This is a genomic window from Streptomyces sp. NPDC026417, from assembly GCF_055567695.1.
The window spans coordinates 291896-310947 of sequence record NZ_JBVHPY010000002.1; the positions used below are offsets into that span (position 1 = coordinate 291896).

The window sequence follows — 19052 nt, forward strand, 5'->3', positions numbered from 1 at the left end:
GTCGGTGACCCGCCGGCGAGTGGTGGCCGTACCGCGCCGCACCTTGGCCGGTCCCGGCACGGTGCGGGAGCGGCCGGCGGCGCGCGGATCAGCGGCGGCCATGCCCGCCGGGGCCGCCGTTGCCGTCCAGCCCATGGGTGTCGAGCTCCCGGTTGTTCTGCTCGATCTCCTCGATGTTGCCGTCACGGGTGGTCTTCATCAGCCGGACCTGGCTGACCGTGGCGTCCGTGATGCCCACCAGTGCGTCACGGATGGACATCATGGTGTCCTTGGTGGTCTGCCGTTCCTTCTGCTCCTGCGGTTTGGCCTTCTCGGCGAACTCGCCCTCCGTGCCGGGCCACCTGACGGTGGGGGCGAGTTCGTCGAGGAACTCCTCGGTCATGCTCCGGGCCAGGGCGCCGATCTCCTCGAGCTGCCCCGCCAGTGCCTCGATGCGCTGCGGGTCCGCGTAGTACCGCTGTCCCATCGTCAGTCCTCCCCGTCCTCGCCGAGCGCGTCCCGCCAGGCGGGTGCGGCCCGGCCGCCGCGCGTCGTGTCCTCGTCGTCCTCGCGCAGGACCTCGGGGCCGAAGATCCGCTCCCAGTCCAGCTCGAAGCCCTTCAGTTCCGGCACGTTGCTGCTGGGCTCGGTGAAGGGCGCCATCGCCTTCATCACATGCCGGTTCATCTTCAGGCGTGCCGCGTTAGCCGCCTCCAGGACACTGGCCGACAGCTCCTGGGGGGACATGTCCCGGTACTTGTTCTCCAGGAACTCGATCCCGGTCAGCTCACCCTGCGGGCCCACGCTGGCACGGACCGCGCGGTCGGAGGAGAGCACCGCGAACGACGCCTGCCGCAGCTCGCGCTCGGTCCGCGCGACCGCCTCCTGTGCGGCCCGGAGTTCGGCCATCGCCTTCTCCAGCCGCTTCTCCAGCGGTTCCGTCACGGCCGCCCCGCCCTTCTCCGTCGGTCCCCGCACACGCCCGTCGGTCCGGAACGTGTCGCGAGGTATCCCGTCCGTACCTCCCGACGGGCCCTTCGCGCGTCGTGCTCAGGTCCCGAATCCGTCAACTGCCTTGTTGATCCTCCCTGGTGAGGGGCCGTTGGCGGAAGCCGGGTCCGGGTGGGATTCGTCTCTCCCAGGTGGCCTGGCCGGGCCCGTACGGCCGTCATCGCCCGATGACGGCCGGGGTGCCGCCCTCCTCGGTGCCCCACACGTCCTCGTCCTCCTCCAGGTAGTCGGCGGAACTGGTGGACCTGCGGCCCGGTTCCGCCGCCTCCTCGGTGGAGTCGCCGCCACCGGTGGTGTTCACCCGGGAGGGGGCGAGGAAGGTGTCGCTGTCCTCCTGACGGTTCCAGGGGCTGCGCCGGCGGCGGTTGCGACGTTCGCTCTCCTCCGCCGCGTCGACCAGGACGGCGCGCACTCGCTCGCCGTTGCCCTTGTCGCCACCCGCGCCCATGCCTCCCATGCCGCCGCCCATCGGCATGCCGGGGCTGCCGGGCGTGCCCGGGGCGCCCGGCGTACCGGCCGCCGAGGAGGCGGCCCCGAGCGGCGCGCCCGTGCCGTCCGAGAGGGGACCGGCACCGGACGCGCCGAGGAGGTCCGAGGACAGGGAGTCCGATCCTGCGAGGCCCCCGCCCGAGGCCCCGCCGCCCGCGCCGCCGAGGTTCAGTGCGGAGAGCGGCACGTCGCGGGAGGTGGTTCCGCCGCTTGCGTCGAGGGCCCCGAGACCATCGAGGACATCCGACCTGCCGTTGTCCGGGGACGAGTTGAGGTCGTGCAGGTCCACGGTCTCCGTGCGGCCCTGCGGGTCGGTGACGGTCACGATGCCGGTGTCCGGGTCGACGACCTGCTTGCTGCCGTCCGGAAAGGTGGTGGTCAACTGGCCGTTGTCCAGGGTGGTGACGGAGCCGTCCGGGTTGGTCACCCTCGCACCGTGGGTGAGGTCGGTGGTCGTGGTGGTGCCGTCCGCGTCGGTGGTGGTGAGCATCCCGTCGTCCGGGTCGAACGAGGACTTGCTGCCGTCCGCGAACGTCGTGGTGAAGTCGCCGCTGTCGTCGAGCGCGGTGTGGCCCCCGGTCGGGGTCTCCAGACCGGACCGGCCGCTGTTGATGTCTCCGAGGTCACCGATCGTCTCGGTCGTCACGTCGGAGTTGATGTCGCCCAGATCGCCCGGATCACCCAGGTCGTTCAGGTTCGTCAGGTCGTTCCGGCCGTTGAGGTCGCCCAGGCTGCCCAGGTTCTCGGTGGTGGTGCTGCCGTCCGGGTCGGTGGTGACGGCCTGGCCCGTCGACGGGTCGACGGTCTGCGTGGTGCCGTCCGGGAACGTCGTCGTCAGCTTCCCGTCGTCACCGAGCGACGTCACCGAACCGTCCGGGTTCGTCACCTTCAGACCGTCGCCCAGATCCTGCGTGGTGACCGTGCCGTCCGGCGACGTAGTGGTCAGCAGGCCGCTGTCGGGATCGAAGGAGGTGCTGCTGCCGTCCGGGAAGTCGGTGGTCAGGTCACCCGCGTCGGTCAGCTGGGTGTCGGTGCCGGTCGGGCCCTGGAGCACACCGTCGCCGTTGAGGCTGCCGTTGAGGTCGGTGAGGCTGCCCAGGTCGGTCGTGGTCGTGCTGCCGTCCGGGCTGGTCGTGACGGCCTGGCCCGTCGACGGGTCGACGGTCTGCGTGGTGCCGTCCGGGAACGTCGTCGTCAGCTTCCCGTCGTCACCGAGCGACGTCACCGAACCGTCCGGGTTCGTCACCTTCAGACCGTCGCCCAGATCCTGCGTGGTGACCGTGCCGTCCGGCGACGTGGTGGTCAGCAGGCCGCTGTCCGGATCGAAGGAGGTGCTGCTGCCGTCCGGGAAATCGGTGGTGAGCTTGCCTCCGTCGGCCTGGGTGCTCCCGCCCGTCGGGGTCTTGAGCGAACCGCCCCCGGCGTTCAGCCCGCCGAGGTTGCCGAGGCCCTGAGTGACCGGTCCCAGGTCGGTCTGCGGCCCCTGGCCGGTTCCGTTGATGTCGCCCATGTCGCCGAGGCTCTCGGTGACCGGGTTGTTCCGGTTCAGCAGGTCGTCGAGGCCGTCGAGGTTCTGCTCGCCGACCGCGTTCGGATCGTTGAGGCCGCCGAGACTCTCCTGCATGGCCTTGGCCTGCTCCTCGGCCTCGCGCTTGGCCTCCTCCTGCTCCCGGCGCTGCTCCTCGCGGAGTTCGTCCTGGTACTTCTTGTCCTCGTCGCGCTGCTGGTTCTGCTCGTTGCGCAGGTCCTCCTGGAGGCGCTTGGCCTCGTCCTGCTCCTTCTTCTGCTCGTCGCGCAGCTCGTCCTGGTACTTCTTGTCCTCCTCGCGTTGGCGGTTCTGCTCCTCCCTCAGCTCGTCCTGGTACTTCTTGTTCTCCTCGTTCTGCTTCTTGATCTCGTCCTGCTCCTCCTTCAGCTTCTTCTCCTCGTACTCCTCCGACGCCGTACTGGTCGACTTCGGCTTGGGCACGTTGTCCGTGAAGTCCTCACCGAGTTCGAGGAAGTGGTTGTTCAGGGCGGACTGCACCTGGGCGGCGGGCTTCCCCAGGTACTCGTCGACCCCCTGGCTCCAGATCTTGACCGCCTTGTCGCCGACCTTCGCCCAGTTGGCGATGTCGGTCAGGTCGCCGTACTCCGGGTGCACCTGGGAGAAGCCGCCCTGCGGGCTGTGCCGGACGGTCGTGGAATAGCGGGTTGACGTCGAGGTGATGTCCGTCTTGGCGACGTTGTTCGCGTCGACCCACTGGGCGAGGTCGTCCAGGACGTACCGCAGGACCTGGTGCGGGTCGTAGTACGAGGACTTGGCCCAGGCCAGCCAGGCGTCCAGCAGCTTGGTGGCGGCGTCCTCCAGGTACCCGCGGCCCAGCGAGAGGGCGCGCGAGTACACGGTGTTGCCGGTGCCGGTCTCGTCGCCCGTGCCGGCCGAGGAGTCGAAGGTCTCGACGTAACTGTCGTAGTTCTCCCGGATCTTCTTCAGCAGGCTGCGGAAGACCTCCGCCGCCTCGCCCTTCCAGCTCGCGTCGTCCCGGCCGAAGCGGTCCTCCCAGTCCTTGAGCACCACCGCGTGGTCCCGGAAGAACTTGGCCGCGAAATCGAAGGAGTCCCCGGTGGTGTCGAAGGAGTTCAGGTCCACCACGTCGGTCCCCGGCACGCCGAGGTTGCTGAACCGGGCGTCCTGGCTGCTGCCGCCGAGGAGGGCGAGGAGCGCCGCCCGCGGCCCGTTCATGTACCGGGCGAGCGGGATGGTGGACATCTTGTCCTTGTTGTAGTCCGTGAACTCGTTGCCCTCACGGACCTGGGCGTCGTGGACGTTGTTGGAGCCGGGGCCGGCGAAGATGACCTCCTCGCCGGCCTTCACGCGCCCCTCGAAGACGATCCGCGCCTGCATGATCTTCGTCTTCTTGCCGCTGTCGAAGAACCAGATGTCGTAGTCCTCGCCCTTGTTCGTCAGGAAGCCGGAGTCCTTGACGAGCAGGCTGAGACTGCGCTCCTTGATGTCCATCCGGAACAGCTTGCCGCCGTGGTCGGAGCGGAGCGTGTCGAAGACGGTGGTGCGGTCCGGCACGGGATAGCCCGTGATGTGGGTGACCAGGGTGGCCCAGGTGTCGCTCGACGGGTCGCCGGCGTTGTCGAACTTGTCGAGGTTGGCGACGGAGTTGGGATCGTACCGATCGGCCACCGGGCGCCCTTTCTGGTCGGTTGTCGTTCGCACCGGCGCACCGTGTCTTCGGACGGGCGCGCGAGCGGGTGTCTGGTGCGGAGGCGCACCGGGCGGGGGTGTCCGCCCGCGCCCGCGCCAGGGTCAGTCCTCTTCTTCCGCACTGCCGGCGGTGAGGGTGTCGACCTCTTCGAAGGTCTGGAGCAGCGTCTGCGCGTCGATGGCCCCGAGGTTCTTGTCCTTGGTCTTGCCGGCTTCCTCGATGGTGTCGGTGAGCGCCTCCTTCAACTCCTTGAAGAGGTCCATCTGGTCGCCGAGCAGCTTGTCGATGGCCTCGGCCGCGGTGCGGAGCCCCTCGATCAGCTTCGGTCCCGAGACCAGGGGGTCGGTGACCATCTTGCCGATGCGCAGAAGCTGTTTGTCCTGGGCGAGGTTGTCCGGGGTGGTGTGTCCGTCGACGAGGTGGCCGAGCGGGCGGATGGTGGCGCCGTCGCCCTCCTCGCGGTGCTTCTTCGCGGCGGTGTAGACCGGCTGCACCTCGTTGTCCCGGAAGTTCTCCATCTGCTTGAGGTCGAAATGCTTGACGTCGGCCTTGTCACCGGCCATGGGACGATCTCCTGCTGCTGGGTGCCGGACGGGGGACGCGACGGGTGCCCGGGTGGGCTGCGCGGGACCGTTGCCCCGGCCGCCCGCATGACGCCGCCATGCGGGCGGTTCGGCGCTTCGATCGCACGCACGCGGCTTCGGGCAGCCGCCGCCGGGGCGGAGGAACGGCTCCGGGCAGGCCCCGCGGGCCAGTCCTCAACGGGCCCGTACGTTGCCCCAGTTGTCGGCGCTCCTGCGCTCGTCACGGGAGTGGTTGTCGTGGATGGTCCGGATCAGCTCGCCATTGTCACCGAGGAGCCGTGCCATGTTCTTGGTGGCGTTGTCCCACTCCGCCTGGACCTCACGGTACTTCTCCTGGTCCGCACCCTCCCAGGACGTGACGAGCGGCTTCAGCTCGTCCTCCAGGTTGTTGAGGGTGTTGATGATGACCTGGGTCTGGTCCATCAGTTCCTCGATGGCCTGCTGGACCTTGGGGTACTGCACGTCGATGATGCCGTCGGCCATGACGTCTCCTCTCGAAGGCCGGGCACGGGGCCCGGGAAGCTCACGTAGTCCGGCCGCACGCGAGGGGGCCGGTACCGCGGGTGGTTCAGCTCAGTGCTTCGAAGACGCCCTGGCTGGTCTTGCTGTTGAGAACCTCGGTCAGGTCCTGGTTCTCCTTCGCCAGCCGGTTGGCGGAGGTCACGTTCTCCTGGAGCGCGTCGATCATCGTGCTGATCTGGATGACGACCTTCTGCGCCTCGGCGTTCCAGCTGCGGAAGAGCTTCAGCAGGGCCTGGCCCTCGTCGCCGCCGACGCCGGAACGCGCGGCGATCTCGGCAACGTTGTTCTGCGTCTTCTCGACCTGGTCCCGGGCGGTCTCCAGGGAGGAGACGCCCCCCAAGCCCTTGGCATAGTCCGCTTTCCTCGCGGCGCTGTCCGCCATGTCACGCTCCCTTCGTTCAGGCGCGTCTCGTCGCACCGTTGCCAGCCGAGGCTAAAGAGAAAACAGGGTTCCGCGCAACGCGTGCCGGAGAGATGTGAGAAACGGCCGGTCGGCCGAAATCGCTTCCATGTCAACGGAGTTGTGTGAACGTTGCAGCGGGATGAACAGATACGCCGGAACTGCGGGGGAAGCCGGGCGCGAACCGCCCCGCCACGACTCCCGAAGCGGGCGGAAATCGGGCATGCGAAGAGACCGAACGGTCACGGAGAAGGGCCGCGCCCGGCAATGTGCGCGCATCCCGCGGATTCCACGAGTGCCGCCCGCCCCTGATATTTGAGCTTTCCCTGAGCTTTCCCCCGGGAACCGGCACCGGGACTCGGACCTGCACCATCGAATTCACGCCAGGCGGCGCCGATTTCGGCCCGATCCTTTCCGCCGCCGTACCCATTCCGCGTTCATTTCCCGGGCCGTTTGCGCTCCTTGCCTGCATCGGTAGGCGGTGTCAGCTCTGCGAACCGGAACCCGTCGTGACCGGTTTGCTTGCCTTGTCCGAGTCGCCTGCCCCGTTGTTCGCCCCGGCCTTCTCCGGCCGGCCTGCCGCACCGCAGTCCGGGGCCGTGACCGCGGGCTCCCTGGCACCCGTGGCGGCGTCGGCGTCGAGGTCCGCCCCGGTGGGGAACGCCGCGAGCAGGGGGGCCGGGACCGAGTCGATGTCCGAGGCCTCGTACCCGAGGGCCGCCAGCGACTCCTTGGCGGTCACGCGGTACTTCACGCCGTTCTCGGCCACCAGGTAGGTGGTCGCGGCGTGCGCGGCGCCGCTCGCGTTCAGCGCGCGGACCAGGGCTCCGTGCCCGGGCCGTACGACCGTGGCGTCCGTCGGGACGCAGGCCGGCTCCAGCGGCTGCGAGGTGCCCTGCGACACCGCGACGGGGGTGAGCCGGGCCAGCGGGACCAGCACCGACCTGATCCGTACGCCGCCGTTGTCGCCGTCCACCTGCGCGCAGAGCGCCATGCCCCGCTCCGTGGACTGCGGGAGGGGCGGCGCGTCCGGCAGCTCCGCGGACGCGGTGGCACCGGAGTCCTTCCCCCGGTGTTCGCGCAGGGCGTCCGCGCCGACCGTGCGCACCTCGGGCGACTGCCCCTCGTACGCGTCCTGCTGGGTGGCCGGGTCGCCGAGCACCAGGGCGGCGCCGAGGCGGGTCAGCGGCACCAGGCCGTCCCTGCGCAGCAGGTAGTAGGTGCTGTCGCCACCGGGGACGCCGACCTTGAACAGCTGGCCGATCCGGCTGGACTCCCCGCCGATCGTGGGGCCCTTCTCGCCGCGCCCCGGTACCGCGGGCGGCTTCAGGGCGGGGCCGGGTGCCAACGCGTCGAGGAAGGCCGCCGAGACCGGCATGGGCTTCCGGGACCCGTAGCCGAGGGCGTTGCGGGCGTCGGATTCGCGGTCCAGCGGCAGTCGGCTGCCGCGCCACACGAGGTATTCGGTGCCGTCGGTGCCGCGCACCAGCACCCCGCGGTCACGGCCGATGCCGCGGGAGTCCAGGGACGTCCCCGCAGCCACGGTGGTCGCTCCCGGCTTGTCGACCCCGCCGACCGGCACGGTGCCGGAGGTGTTGGGAAGTGCCCCGTCCGGGCCGGTGACGCACATGTGCCAGGGTTCGTCGTCGAGTTGGTCGGGCGCGGGTACGGCGTCCGGGGCTCCGGGGATGCCGACCGGGGCGCCCACCGGGACGCCCTGCAGCGAGGGGGTGCGGACGTCGGCGGTGGCCAGGTCGGAGCCGCCGATCAGCTTCGCCGAGGCGTAGTTGCGCACCGGGTGCAGGACGCCGTCGGTGCCCGTCCACAGGTACCGGGCGCCGGTGTCACGGTTGACCACGAGGTGCTCCCCGTCGCGCCAGGCATCGTTGCCTCCGGGGCGCAGCAGGCCGTAGACGGTGGCGCCCGCCCCGATGAGGACGGTGACCAGCACCCCGAAGACGACCCCGCGGGTGGTGCGCCCGAGCGGGCTCTCCGGGGCGTCCGGGTCGGCCATCAGCAGGCTCGAACTGAGCCTGCCCATCAGGAAGGTGTGGGCGTGTACCTGGTCTCTTTTGGACTGCACGGCTGGTCCTCAACTCCTTCTGCGTGCCGTGGCGTAGGGGGTGTGCTCAGCCGAACAGGCCGCGCAGCCAGCCGAAGAGGCCGGCGGCCCAGAGGCTGAGCGGCAGCAGTGCCACGGCGAAGCCGGTGTGCGCCAGTTCCGCCGCCCGGCCCCAGTACGGCAGCATCCGGCGGCCGGGTACCGTCCACGCGGCGATCACGAGGGCGGCCGCAGCGGCGAGCAGCACCGCGAAGACCACCACCCGCAGGTCGCCGTGGTCGTCCGCCGCCCAGGCGCGGGCGAGGAGGAGCAGCCCGCAGCCGCCGGGCACGGCCAGGGTCAGCCGCTGGCCGATGTGCACCAGGCCGCGGCTGTGCAGAAGCAGCAGCAGGCTCAGGCCGACCGAGGTCAGCACCTCGGGCAGGTTCGGGTGGTAGGTCAGCACGGCGAGGGCGGCCGCGACGACGACACCCGTCGAGGCGAAGAGCGCGGTGACCCAGCGCCCGGCCAGCTCGGTGCGCTGGGCGACCTCGTCGCCCGCGTAGGGCTCGATGCCCTCCTGGAGCTGGGCGGCCGAGGACGGCAGGGCGGGCAGCCGCATCCCGGCCAGTTTGAAGGCGAACGGCGCCACCGCTCCGGCGGCGAGGGCGAGCGCCGTCGCCACCAGCGCCGCCGAGGCCGGCACGTCCAGGCCGGAGTATCCCATCAGAGCGCCCGCCGCCGCGGTCGCCACCGAGACGATCGCGGTGCCGAAGAGGGCCGGGGCGGCGACCGCGGTGGCGGCCAGCGCGAGGACTGCACCGCCCGCCCCCGCGGCGCCCGCCGCGAGCAGCCGGGCGCCCACGACCTGCGCCGCGTCCGGGCCGGTGAGGTCGCCGCCGGGCAGCAGCCAGCCGGCCAGTGCCAGGCACGGGGCGACGAGCAGGGCGAGCGCGGTCGCGGAGAGACGGTCGCCGACCGCGCGGCTGGCGGAGCCCGCGCCCGCGAGGAGCAGCAGTCCGGTCACGGCCGCGTAGGCGACCTGGCGGGAGCCGGAGGCGGTCGCCCCGGGCCAGAGCACCACGGCGAGGGCGGCCGCCACCGCCGCCACCGCGGCGCCCACCAGCAGCCCGCGGGCGGCTTCGGGGTGCCAGGTGTGCAGGCGCCGGCCCGCGGTGTCCGCTATGCCGTCGACGAGGTCGTCGAGCCGGGCCTCGGGCAGCGCCTCCGTGTGCGGCCGCAGGTAGAGCACGGCGCCGTCGGCGAGTCCGGAGCGGGCGAGGGTGGTCTCCTCGTCGAGCGGCGCGTCGCCGAGTTGCTGGAGCACCCAGCCGGCGTGGTCGAGCCCGGCCTCCTCGGCCTCCTCGCCGACATAGCGCAGCAGTGTGGGCAGGAGGTCGGCGACCGGCACGTCGGCGGGCACGGCCAGATCGACGGAGACGCTCGGCGCACGTACGGTCAGGCGGCACAGTTCGGCCACAGCGCTGTCGGTCATCAGCTGAACTCTCGTCTTCGGTGGGGACTTTGACAGGAGGACTATTTCGGGAGGGGGACCTGCGAGGAGCACGGAAGGCCGGCACGGCCGGGAACGGGGTTGCCGGGCAGGGGAATTGGATCCGCACCGTCGGCGACCGCCTCTCCCGCGTGGACAGGTCGCGTTCCGTGAATGCAGACTACTGCCTACGCCCGCCGGGTCGTGCTGCGGACCGGACTCGACGTCCGGTATGGACTTGCCGCGCAAGGGAGTTGGCGAACCCGCCATCCGCTCCGGACATTCACCCCGGCGTTCACCGCCCGACGCGCCACCCGGAGAATCAGCCCGGTACGGTCTTTCCCGCCGCCGGATGCGCGGGTATTCGGTGCGGGCCGTAAAGCCAGTGAAACCGGAGGTTCTGTTCCTTGAGTGTGGTGCTGTTTCGCCGGCCGGCCCGTAGACGCGGACCGGAGATGCCCGAGGGTCAATTGACCCTGCAGGAGCCACCGGTCCTCGCCGAGACGGTGCCCGACACCTCGGCGATATGGACCTATTTGCCGATGGCCCTGATGTCGGTGTCGATGATGCTGATGTTCCTGCGCCCGGGCGGCGGGAACGGCGTCTTCATGTATCTGGCGATGGGCGTCATGGCGCTCTCCGCCGGTGCCATGCTGCTGGGGCAGCTGATGCGCCGCTCCAGCGAGCGCAAGCAGCGCCTGAAGGGTGAGCGCCGCGACTACCTCCGCTATCTGGCGCAGACCCGCAAGCGGGTGCGTTCCACCATCGTGGAGCAGCAGCGGGCGCTCGCCTGGCGCCACCCCGACCCCGCCTCGCTCCGCTCGCTGGCCCGCACCTCACGGCTGTGGGAGCGCCGCCCGGCCGACGAGGACTTCGGCGAGGCCCGGCTCGCGGTCGGCGAACAGCAGCTCGCGCTCACCCTCCAGCCGGTCTCCACCCGCCCGGTGGAGGATCTCGAACCGCTCTGCGCGCACGCCCTCCGCCGTTTCATCCGCGCCTACTCGACGGTGCCCGATCAGCCTCTCGGCCTGTATCTGCGCTCCTCGGCCCGGATCCTGATGCGTCCCGAGGGTGCCCCCGGCCAGGCATCCGCCGAGCCGGGTATCCCGCCGGAGGGCCGACTCGGCGAGGGCGGCTCCGGGGGCGACGCCCGGGCTCAGGACCCGACCGACTCCGTACGCTCCCTCGTGCGCGCCGCGCTCGGTCAGCTGGCGGTGTTCCACGCGCCCGAGGAGCTGTGGCTCGCGGTCTGTGTCAGCGACGAGCGGCGGCCCGACTGGGAGTGGGTCAAGTGGCTGCCGCACGCGCTGCATCCGCAGGAGGAGGACGGCGCGGGCCAGGTCCGCCGGATCACCGCCGACCTCACGGAGCTGGACGACCTGCTCGGCGCCGAGTTCGCCGAGCGGCCCGGTTTCGACCCGGACGCCCGACCCGGGCGTGACGAGCCCTACACGGTGGTCGTCCTGGACGGCGTGACCGTCCCCGAGGGCCACCGCTGGGAGGGGCACGGCTACCGCAATGCCGTGGTCCTCGACGTCTCCGGGGCGCTGCGCTGGCGCCCCGGCCGCAATACGCTGCGGCTGACCGTCGGTCCCGGCCGGGTGAACCTGGTGCGCACCGACCGCAGCCGCAAGGAGCGTTCCGTACCGCTCGGCCGACCGGACCGGCTCGGCCCGCTCGGTGCGGAGTCCCTGGCCCGGCTGCTGACCTCCCGCCGGATCAGCCTGGGCACCGACATCGCGCAGCCGCTGGACGCCGACGTCGAGCTGACCACCCTGCTCGGCATCCCCGACCTGCACCGCCACGACCCGGCGGCGCTCTTCGCCCGGCACACCGGTTCCGCCCGGCTGCGGGTACCGGTCGCGGTCGGCGTGGACGGCCGTCCGGTGGAACTCGACATCAAGGAGTCCGCGCAGGGCGGCATGGGCCCGCACGGCATGCTCATCGGCGCCACCGGCTCCGGCAAGAGCGAGCTGCTGCGCACCCTCGTCCTCGGACTCGCCCTGACCAACTCCTCGGAGACCCTGAACTTCGTCCTGGTCGACTTCAAGGGCGGCGCCACCTTCCTGGGCCTGGAGGAACTCCCGCACACCTCCGCCGTCATCACCAACCTTGCCGACGAGGTGGCGCTGGTGGAGCGCATGCAGGACGCGCTGCACGGTGAACTCATGCGCCGACAGGAGCTGTTGCGCGCGGCCGGCAACTACACCTCCGCCCTTGAGTACGAGCGGGCCCGTGCCGCGGGGGCCGATCTCGCCCCGCTGCCCAGCCTGTTCGTGGTGGTCGACGAGTTCAGCGAACTGCTGTCCACGCACCGGGAGTTCATGGACCTTTTCGTGATGATCGGCCGCCTCGGCCGATCCCTCGGGGTGCACCTGCTGCTCGCCTCGCAGCGCCTGGACGAGGGCCGGATGCACCAGTTGGAGAGCCATCTCTCGTACCGGATCGGCCTGCGTACCTTCTCCGCCATGGAGAGCCGCGGCGTGCTCGGCGTGCCGGACGCCTACGAACTGCCGGCCCAGCCCGGCAGCGGCTACCTGAAGTCCGGTGTGGAGTCGTTGACCCGGTTCCGTGCCGCCTACTCGTCCGGCACCTACCGTCGTCGTACCGGCGCCGTGGTCCAGGCCCGGGTGGCCAGCCAGGTGGTGCCGTGGACCAGCGGCTGGGTGGTGCCGCGCACCCTGGAGGCCGCGCCCGAGCCGGAACCGGAGACGGAGGAGGCCGAGGAGGACGAGGAGACCCTGCTCGCCGTGGCTCTCGACCGGCTGCGCGACTCGGGCCCCGCCGCCCACCAGGTGTGGCTGCCGCCCCTGGACGAGCCCGCACCGCTGGACGCCCTGCTGCCCGGCATCACTCCCGACCCCGAGCGCGGGCTCACCGCAACCGGCTGGTCCGGGACCGGGAAGCTGCGTGTTCCGGTCGGCCTGGTGGACAAGCCGTTCGAGCAGCGCCGCGACCCGCTGGTCGTGGACCTCTCCGGCGCCGGTGGCCACGTCGCCATCGCGGGAGGGTCGCAGAGCGGCAAGTCCACCCTCACCCGCACCCTGATCGGCGCCCTCGCGCTGACCCACACCCCCGCCGAGATCCAGTTCTACTGCCTCGACTTCGGCGGCGGTGGCCTCTCGCAGCTCGCCGCGCTTCCGCACGTCGGCGGTGTCGCCGCGCGGCTCAACCCGGAGCGGGTGCACCGGGCGGTCGCCGAGGTGATGACACTGCTCGCCCGGCGCGAGCAGTTCTTCGTCGACCACACCATCGACTCCATGCAGTCCTACCGCCGTCGGCGGGCCGCCGGGGAGTTTCCCGACGAGCCCTTCGGCGACGTGTTCATGGTGGTCGACGGCTGGTCCACGGTCCGCCAGGACTACGACGACCTGATCGCGAAGTTCAACGAACTCGCCGCGCGGGGCCTCAATTACGGCATCCACCTGATCATCACCACCACGCGCTGGGTGGAGCTGTCCGCGCAGGTCCGCGACCAGTCCGCCACCCGTCTCGAACTGCGGATGGGCGACCCGATGGACTCCGAGATCGACACCCGCAAGGCCCGTTCGGTGCCGCGCAGCGGTGGCCGCGGCATCACCGCCGACAGCAAGATGCACTTCCTCGCCGGCCTGCCCCGGCTGGACGGCAGCGGCTCACTCGACGACCTCGGCGACGGAGTCGGCCACCTGGTCGGCGAGGTCGCCCGGCACTGGTCCGGAGCGCCGGCCCCCCAGGTCCGGATGCTGCCGCACCGGCTGCCGGCCGCCGAGCTCCCCGCACCCGAGTCCACGGAGGGCGGCGGCATGCGCCTGCCGCTCGGCATCGACCAGGACGCCCTGGAGCCGGTCTGGCACGACTTCAGCCGTACCCCGCACCTGATCGTGGTCGGCGACACGGAGAGCGGCAAGACCAACCTCCTGCGCACCGTCGTCGCGGGCATCACCGCCCGCTACTCCCCCGCCGAGGCGAAGATCATCGTGGTGGACTACCGCCGCACCCTCGTCGACACCGTTCCCGAGGAGTACCGCATCGGGCACGTCATCTCCCTGGACAACCTCAAGGAGACCGTCGAGGGCGCGGCCCGGGCCATGAAGACCCGAGTCCCCGGCGCCGACATCGCGCCCAGCCGCATGCGCAGGTGCGACTGGTGGACCGGCCCCCGCCTGTTCATCCTGATCGACGACTACGACATGGTCTCGGGCAGCTCGTTCCAGAGCCCCATGGAGCCCCTGTTCGAGTACCTGACGCTCGGCTTCGAGATGGGTCTGCACCTGGTCGTGGCCCGCAGCGCCATGGGTGCCGGCCGCGGCCTCAGCGACGGCCTGATCCGCCGTCTCGACGAGGCCAACAACCCGGCCGTACTGCTCTCCTGCCCGCCCACGGAGGGCCGCCTCTTCGGCAACGCGAAGCCCCGCAACCTCCCTCCGGGCCGCGCACTGCACATCGCCCGCCGCCGCGCGCGGCTGATGCAGACCGCCCTGGTGGCGGACCAGGAGGGCGGGACCGCCTGACAGGGCACGACGGGAGGCGGGGGCCGCCCTTGGTGGCCCCCACCTCCGGTCGCGGCCCCGTCGCCCCGCGAGAGGCGCGCGGAACTGGGCGACGGGCCCCACCGGCTCGTACCGGCTCGCAGGCAGCGGCCCGCGCTGCCCTACGGGCGCCCTTGGGCGGTCGGCCGAGGCGCGGGCACCCTGGTCCCGCCGTTCAGTCCTCCTCCGCGGCTTCCGCTCCCGCGGGGGCACCCGCTCCCGCCGGGCGCCACCCCCGGGCGCGGGCCCTGGGAAGGACGAACACGGCCCACAGGACGGCCAGTACGCCGCCGGTGCCGAGGAGTACGAAGAGCGTGGCCCGGTCGGTGGCACGGTCCGCGGCGGCGGTGTCGCGGACGGCCACGGGATCCGCCGCCCGTCCGGTGCCGGCGGACCCGCCCGCCTCGCCGAGGACGGTGGTGACGGCCGCGTAGGGGTCGAGCTGCGGGATGTCGGCGGGGTAGGCCGTCGCGGTCAGGCGTCGCGCGACGGCGGCGGCCGAGTCGTCGGGACGCGCGGCGCGGACCACCGCGGCGGCCCCGGCGGTGTAGGCGGCGGCGACCGAGGCACCGGCGCCCAGGTAGTGGCCGTCACCCCGCGGGCCGCCGGAGACGACCCCGGCGCCGGGCGCGGCCAGGTCGATCCCGCCGGTGGCCGGCGCGTTGTCCGGGCGTGCACCGCCGGGGAGCATGTCGGCGACCGACAGGACCCCCGGCTCACCGGCCGGCCAGTAAGTGCGGGAGGGGATGTCGCCGGTGCCGCTCCGCGGTGGGTCCGGGGTGGCCGCGGCCACCACCAGCGCGCCCGCACGGCGCGCGTCGGCGACCGCCCGGGTCAACTCCGCGTCGCGACGGGGCAGGGCCACCGCGACGGCGATCACGTCGGCGTGCGCCGCGGTCGCGTCGCGTACCGCCGCCACCACCAGGTCGCTGTCCGGCAAGCCGCGGGTGTCGGTCCCGCGCAGGGCGAGGATCCTCGCGGCCGGGGCGACTCCGGTCAGGCCCGCGCCGCCTCCACCGGCCCCGGCGACCAGCCCGGCGAGGAAGGTGCCGTGCCCGACGCAGTCCTCGCCGGCCGCGCCCGGCGCGGTGACCCGGCCCCGGAGGCCGGTGGCATCCGGATCGACGCCGGTGTCGACGACGGCGACGGTCACGCCCGCACCGGTGCCGTACCCGTGCAGCCGGTCCAGGTCGAGGCGCTGGCGCGACCAGTCCTGCTTCCTGGCCTTCTCGCGTGAGGCGGGGGTGCAGTTCACCGCGTCGGCGTCCGCGGCGAGAGCGGACGGCATGGCGGGCAGCTCCTGGCCCTTCTTCCCGTCGGCGGCGGGCGGCCGGGACGGCGGCGCCGCCTGGACCGGCACCGCCGCGGGCAGCAGCAGGGCGGCGACGAGGCCGGTGCCGGACAGCATGCGTGCTGCTGCGCGGGCCGGTGTCCTCATCGGGGAGCCGCCTTCAGAGACGCGGGCGCGACGTCCTGGGGGAGCAGAATGCGCAGGTCGTCGAGCGTGGGTGTGGCGAGTGAACTGAGGCGGCCCGCCTGGCGGGTGACCATCGACTCGACCACCTGGCGGGCCAGCCGGGCGTTGCCGAAGGAGCGGTCCCGGGGCAGCGAGTCGAAGTACTCCTTCAGCAGCGGGCCGGTGCCCGGTCCGCACTCGTAGCCCATGCTCGCCGCCTGGGCGCGCACGATGGTGACAAGTTCCTCGGAGGAGTAGTCGGCGAAGGCGATCCGGCGCGGGAAGCGGGAGGACAGGCCCAGGTTGGAAGCGAGGAACCGCTCCATCTCGTCGGTGTAGCCGGCGACGATGACGACCACTTCGTCACGGTGGTCCTCCATCAGCTTCAGCAGCGTGTCCACGGCTTCCTGCCCGAAGTCGGCGCCGCCGCCGCGCGGGGTGAGGGTGTACGCCTCGTCGATGAACAGCACACCGCCACGGGCCCGTTCGAAGACCTCGCGGGTGAGCTGGGCGGTGTGCCCGATGTAGCGGCCGACGAGGTCGGCGCGGGCCGCCTCGATCAGCTGCCCCCGGTCGAGGATGCCGAGCTGGGTCAGGATCTCCCCGTACAGGCGCGCGACGGTGGTCTTGCCGGTGCCGGGTGGACCGGTGAAGACGAGATGGTTGCTCAGCGAGGGCACCGGCAGTCCGGCGGCGGCACGGTGGCGGGCGGTGGTGATGAGGTTGACGAGGTCCGCGACCTCGCGCTTCACCTCGGCGAGACCGATCATGTCGCCGAGGCGGGTCAGCGGGTCGTCGGCCGGGACGGCGGTCTCGCCGGCCCGCGCGGCGGCGGTGGCCGAGACGTCGTCCGGCAACAGGAGCCGCAGATCGTGCTCATTGACCTGCGGCAGGGCGGCCAGCCGGACGGCCTGTCTGTCCACCATCTCCTCGAACACCCCGCGTGCGGCACGGCCGTTGCCGAAACCGCCGTCCCGCGGCATCGCCTCGAAGTGCGCGGCCAGTGCGGCCGCGGTGCCCTCGCCCAGCTCGTACTGGTGCTGGGCGCACATGTTCTCCATGATCGCGACGAGTTCGGGCACCGAGTAGTTCTCGAACTCGACGGTCCGCGAGAAGCGGGACGCCAGGCCCGGGTTGGAGCCCAGGAACGACTCCATCTCGCGGGAGTACCCGGCCGCGACCACCACCACGTCGTCGCGGTGGTCCTCCATCAGCTTCAGCAGGGTGTCCACCGCCTCGCGGCCGAAGTCGGCGCCGCCGTTGCCGCTGTCCGAGGCGAGCGTGTACGCCTCGTCGATGAACAGCACACCGCCGAGGGCCCGTTGGAACGTCTCGGTGGTCTTGATCGCGGTGCCGCCGACGACCTGTGCGACCAGGTCGGCGCGCGAGACCTCCACCAGGTGCCCGCTGCGCAGCGAGCCGAGTTCGGCGAGGATCGCCCCGTAGAGGCGCGCCACGGTGGTCTTGCCCGTGCCGGGCGGCCCGGCGAAGATCAGGTGCCGGCTCATCGGCGGGGCGGACATGCCGAGTTGCTCACGGCGTTGCGCGAGCTGGGTCAGGTTGACCAGCGTCCGCACCTGCTGCTTGACGTTCTCCAGCCCGATCAGCGCGTTCAGGGCGCCGAGCGGGCCGTCGGCGCGGTCCGGCGGGGGCGCGTCGGCCGCGCCGGAGCCGGCCGGGTCGGTGTTCTCGGCGCTGCCGGAGCCCCAGGCGTCCCGCTTGCCGTTGCCGGTGCTGTTGAGTCCGTCCACGGCGAGCCGTTCTCCGGGCGCGGTCTGCACCAGGCCCCCGCCCTCGTTCTCCCGGGCGAGGCAGTTCACCAGGGACACCGGCGCGGTGGACTCCACCCGGAAGCCGTCCTGGGCGCCACCCGAGACCTCGCAGCCGCTGAGCGAGGCGAGCGCGCCCTCGCGGAGCAGGAAGCCGTGCCCCCTCGGGGCGTGCACGGCGGTGCGGTTGGCGGTGAGTTCGCCACCCGCGGCGACGACCACGCCCTCCTCGCCGGAGATCTCGACCCGGAAGTCGCGGACGGTGACGTTGCCGCCGTCCTCCACGACCAGGCCGTGGGTGGCCGTGTCCGAGACCCCGCCGCCGGCCAGGTAGAGCGTGCTGCCGGAGGCCACCCGCACGCCGGCGCCCTTCGGCCGGACGACCTCGCAGTCCTCGACCCTGCCGCGGGCGTCCCTGGCGACCGAGATGCCGTCGCCGGAGGGTTCCACCAGCCGGGCCCGGCGCAGCAGGGGGTTGGCGCCGCCGCGCACCGCGACGGCGGGCGCCCCGCCGATCACCTCCAGGTGGTCCAGCTCCGCCGCCGAGTCCTCCTCCAGCAGCAGTCCGGTCTGCTCGCAGTCGCGGACGGTCAGGCCGGTCAGCGCGGGCGAGGCGGCCCCGGCGACCCGGAGCGCCGCGCCCTGCGCGCCGTCGACCCAGCAGTCCTCGAAGGTGCCGCGCGCCCGGTCGGTGACCAGGACGCCGTGTCCTCGGGTGCGCGTGACGCGGCAGCGGCGCAGCACCGGGTCGGTGCCCTTGGCCAGAGTGATCCCGTTCCCGGACGCCCCGGTGACGCGGACGTCCTCCAGCGTCGTACGGCCCGTGCTGCTCAGGTGCACGCCGGTGCTGGTGTCGTGCACCACGGTGCGTACCACCGAGAGGGAGGAGTTCTGCTCCAGGGCGATGGAGGGTTTGTCGGTGGAGGAGATGTCGCAGTCCTCGACCGTGCCGCGGGAGTCGTCGTTGGCCAGGAGGCCGTTGCCGCGGGCGTCGCGCACCGTGCAGCCCCGGATGCGGGCCTCGCCCTGTTCCGCGAGGACCAGACCGCTGGTGCCCAGGTGCTCGAAGGTGCAGGACTCCACGGTGGTGGGCGTGGTCGAGGTGACCACGATGCCCGCGCCCTGCGCGTTGCTGACCCGGCACTCCCGCAGCGCCAGCGAGCCGGTGCCGCCGGCCAGCAACGCGGTCCAGGCGGCGCCGACGACCTCGCAGCCGTCGAGCGCGGCCTGACCGCGGCGCACGTCCACGGCGGGCAGCTCGGCGTCGCCGCCGCGCAGCGTCAGTTCGGAGAGCATCACGGCGTCGGCGCGCAGCGCGACGACGCTGCCCGAGCGCGGCCGGATCTCCACCGTTCCCCGTCCTTCGGCGGCGGTGAGGGTGACCCTGGTGTTGATCACCAGGTTCTCCGCGTACGTCCCGGGCCGGACGCTGATGAGGGCGCCGGTCCGGGCGGCCGCGAGTGCCTCACCGATGGTCCGGTAGCGGTCCCGGTCCCCCGGGCCGACCGACAGTACCTGGCGCGACACGCACCAACCTCCTTGCCACGGGGGCGTCTTGAGCGAGTGCCCCGCTCGGGGGCGTGTCGGCGAACCGACGG

At 72.2% G+C, this 19052-nt stretch carries 11 protein-coding genes; 1 reads left to right on the forward strand and 10 read right to left on the reverse strand.

The genetic code is table 11. The features are described from left to right. Positions 1–88: 88 nt before the first annotated feature. The 8 genes from ACZ4NT_RS04025 to eccD form a co-directional block, all read right to left on the reverse strand. Positions 89–466: a hypothetical protein gene (locus ACZ4NT_RS04025; protein WP_121409265.1), complete on the reverse strand. Its 378-nt coding sequence runs from the start codon at positions 464–466 to the stop codon at positions 89–91. Between the two features lie 2 nt (positions 467–468). After that, a complete protein-coding gene (locus tag ACZ4NT_RS04030; protein WP_121409508.1) occupies positions 469–924 on the reverse strand; it encodes a YbaB/EbfC family nucleoid-associated protein in 456 nt (151 codons plus the stop codon). Positions 925–1147: 223 nt separating this feature from the next. Next, a complete protein-coding gene (locus tag ACZ4NT_RS04035; RefSeq protein WP_467723210.1) occupies positions 1148–4657 on the reverse strand; it encodes an AAWKG family protein in 3510 nt (1169 codons plus the stop codon). Between the two features lie 123 nt (positions 4658–4780). Beyond that, positions 4781–5242 (reverse strand): type VII secretion system-associated protein, encoded by a 462-nt coding sequence (locus ACZ4NT_RS04040; RefSeq protein WP_467723212.1) that lies wholly within the window; start codon positions 5240–5242, stop codon positions 4781–4783. 195 nt (positions 5243–5437) lie between these two features. Then, positions 5438–5746 carry a WXG100 family type VII secretion target gene (locus ACZ4NT_RS04045; protein ID WP_121409268.1) on the reverse strand — a complete coding sequence of 103 codons (309 nt, stop codon included), beginning with the start codon at positions 5744–5746 and terminating at the stop codon, positions 5438–5440. 85 nt (positions 5747–5831) lie between these two features. Then, the gene (locus ACZ4NT_RS04050; protein ID WP_121409269.1) at positions 5832–6167 is read right to left on the reverse strand and encodes a hypothetical protein; all 336 of its coding nucleotides are present in this window, start codon (positions 6165–6167) and stop codon (positions 5832–5834) included. A gap of 502 nt (positions 6168–6669) precedes the next feature. Next, complete coding sequence (gene eccB, locus ACZ4NT_RS04055; RefSeq protein ID WP_467723215.1) at positions 6670–8268, reverse strand: type VII secretion protein EccB; 1599 nt, start codon at positions 8266–8268, stop codon at positions 6670–6672. Between the two features lie 46 nt (positions 8269–8314). Further along, on the reverse strand, positions 8315–9721 hold the full coding sequence (eccD, locus tag ACZ4NT_RS04060; RefSeq protein WP_467723217.1) for a type VII secretion integral membrane protein EccD: 1407 nt from the start codon (positions 9719–9721) through the stop codon (positions 8315–8317). A 452-nt stretch (positions 9722–10173) separates the two neighbouring features. On the opposite strand from eccD, the gene eccCa reads away from it, so the two are divergent. After that, entirely contained in the window at positions 10174–14211 is a 4038-nt protein-coding gene (gene eccCa / locus ACZ4NT_RS04065) for a type VII secretion protein EccCa (RefSeq protein WP_467723219.1), read from the forward strand. A 193-nt stretch (positions 14212–14404) separates the two neighbouring features. On the opposite strand, the gene ACZ4NT_RS04070 is transcribed toward eccCa, so the two are convergent. Both ACZ4NT_RS04070 and ACZ4NT_RS04075 read right to left on the reverse strand, forming a co-directional pair. Continuing rightward, on the reverse strand, positions 14405–15667 hold the full coding sequence (locus tag ACZ4NT_RS04070) for a S8 family serine peptidase (protein WP_467723220.1): 1263 nt from the start codon (positions 15665–15667) through the stop codon (positions 14405–14407). Further along, positions 15664–18981 carry a right-handed parallel beta-helix repeat-containing protein gene (locus tag ACZ4NT_RS04075; protein ID WP_467723222.1) on the reverse strand — a complete coding sequence of 1106 codons (3318 nt, stop codon included), beginning with the start codon at positions 18979–18981 and terminating at the stop codon, positions 15664–15666. The genes ACZ4NT_RS04070 and ACZ4NT_RS04075 overlap by 4 nt, the downstream gene beginning before the upstream one ends. Positions 18982–19052: the final 71 nt, after the last annotated feature.

Coding starts and splice junctions, on each gene's coding strand:
- ACZ4NT_RS04045 (WP_121409268.1), bottom strand. CDS start 5,746: ATGGCCGACGGCATCATCGACGTGCAGTACCCCAAGGTCCAGCAGGCC.
- eccD (WP_467723217.1), bottom strand. CDS start 9,721: ATGACCGACAGCGCTGTGGCCGAACTGTGCCGCCTGACCGTACGTGCG.
- ACZ4NT_RS04070 (WP_467723220.1), bottom strand. CDS start 15,667: ATGAGGACACCGGCCCGCGCAGCAGCACGCATGCTGTCCGGCACCGGC.
- ACZ4NT_RS04025 (WP_121409265.1), bottom strand. CDS start 466: ATGGGACAGCGGTACTACGCGGACCCGCAGCGCATCGAGGCACTGGCG.
- ACZ4NT_RS04050 (WP_121409269.1), bottom strand. CDS start 6,167: ATGGCGGACAGCGCCGCGAGGAAAGCGGACTATGCCAAGGGCTTGGGG.
- eccCa (WP_467723219.1), top strand. CDS start 10,174: ATGCCCGAGGGTCAATTGACCCTGCAGGAGCCACCGGTCCTCGCCGAG.
- ACZ4NT_RS04040 (WP_467723212.1), bottom strand. CDS start 5,242: ATGGCCGGTGACAAGGCCGACGTCAAGCATTTCGACCTCAAGCAGATG.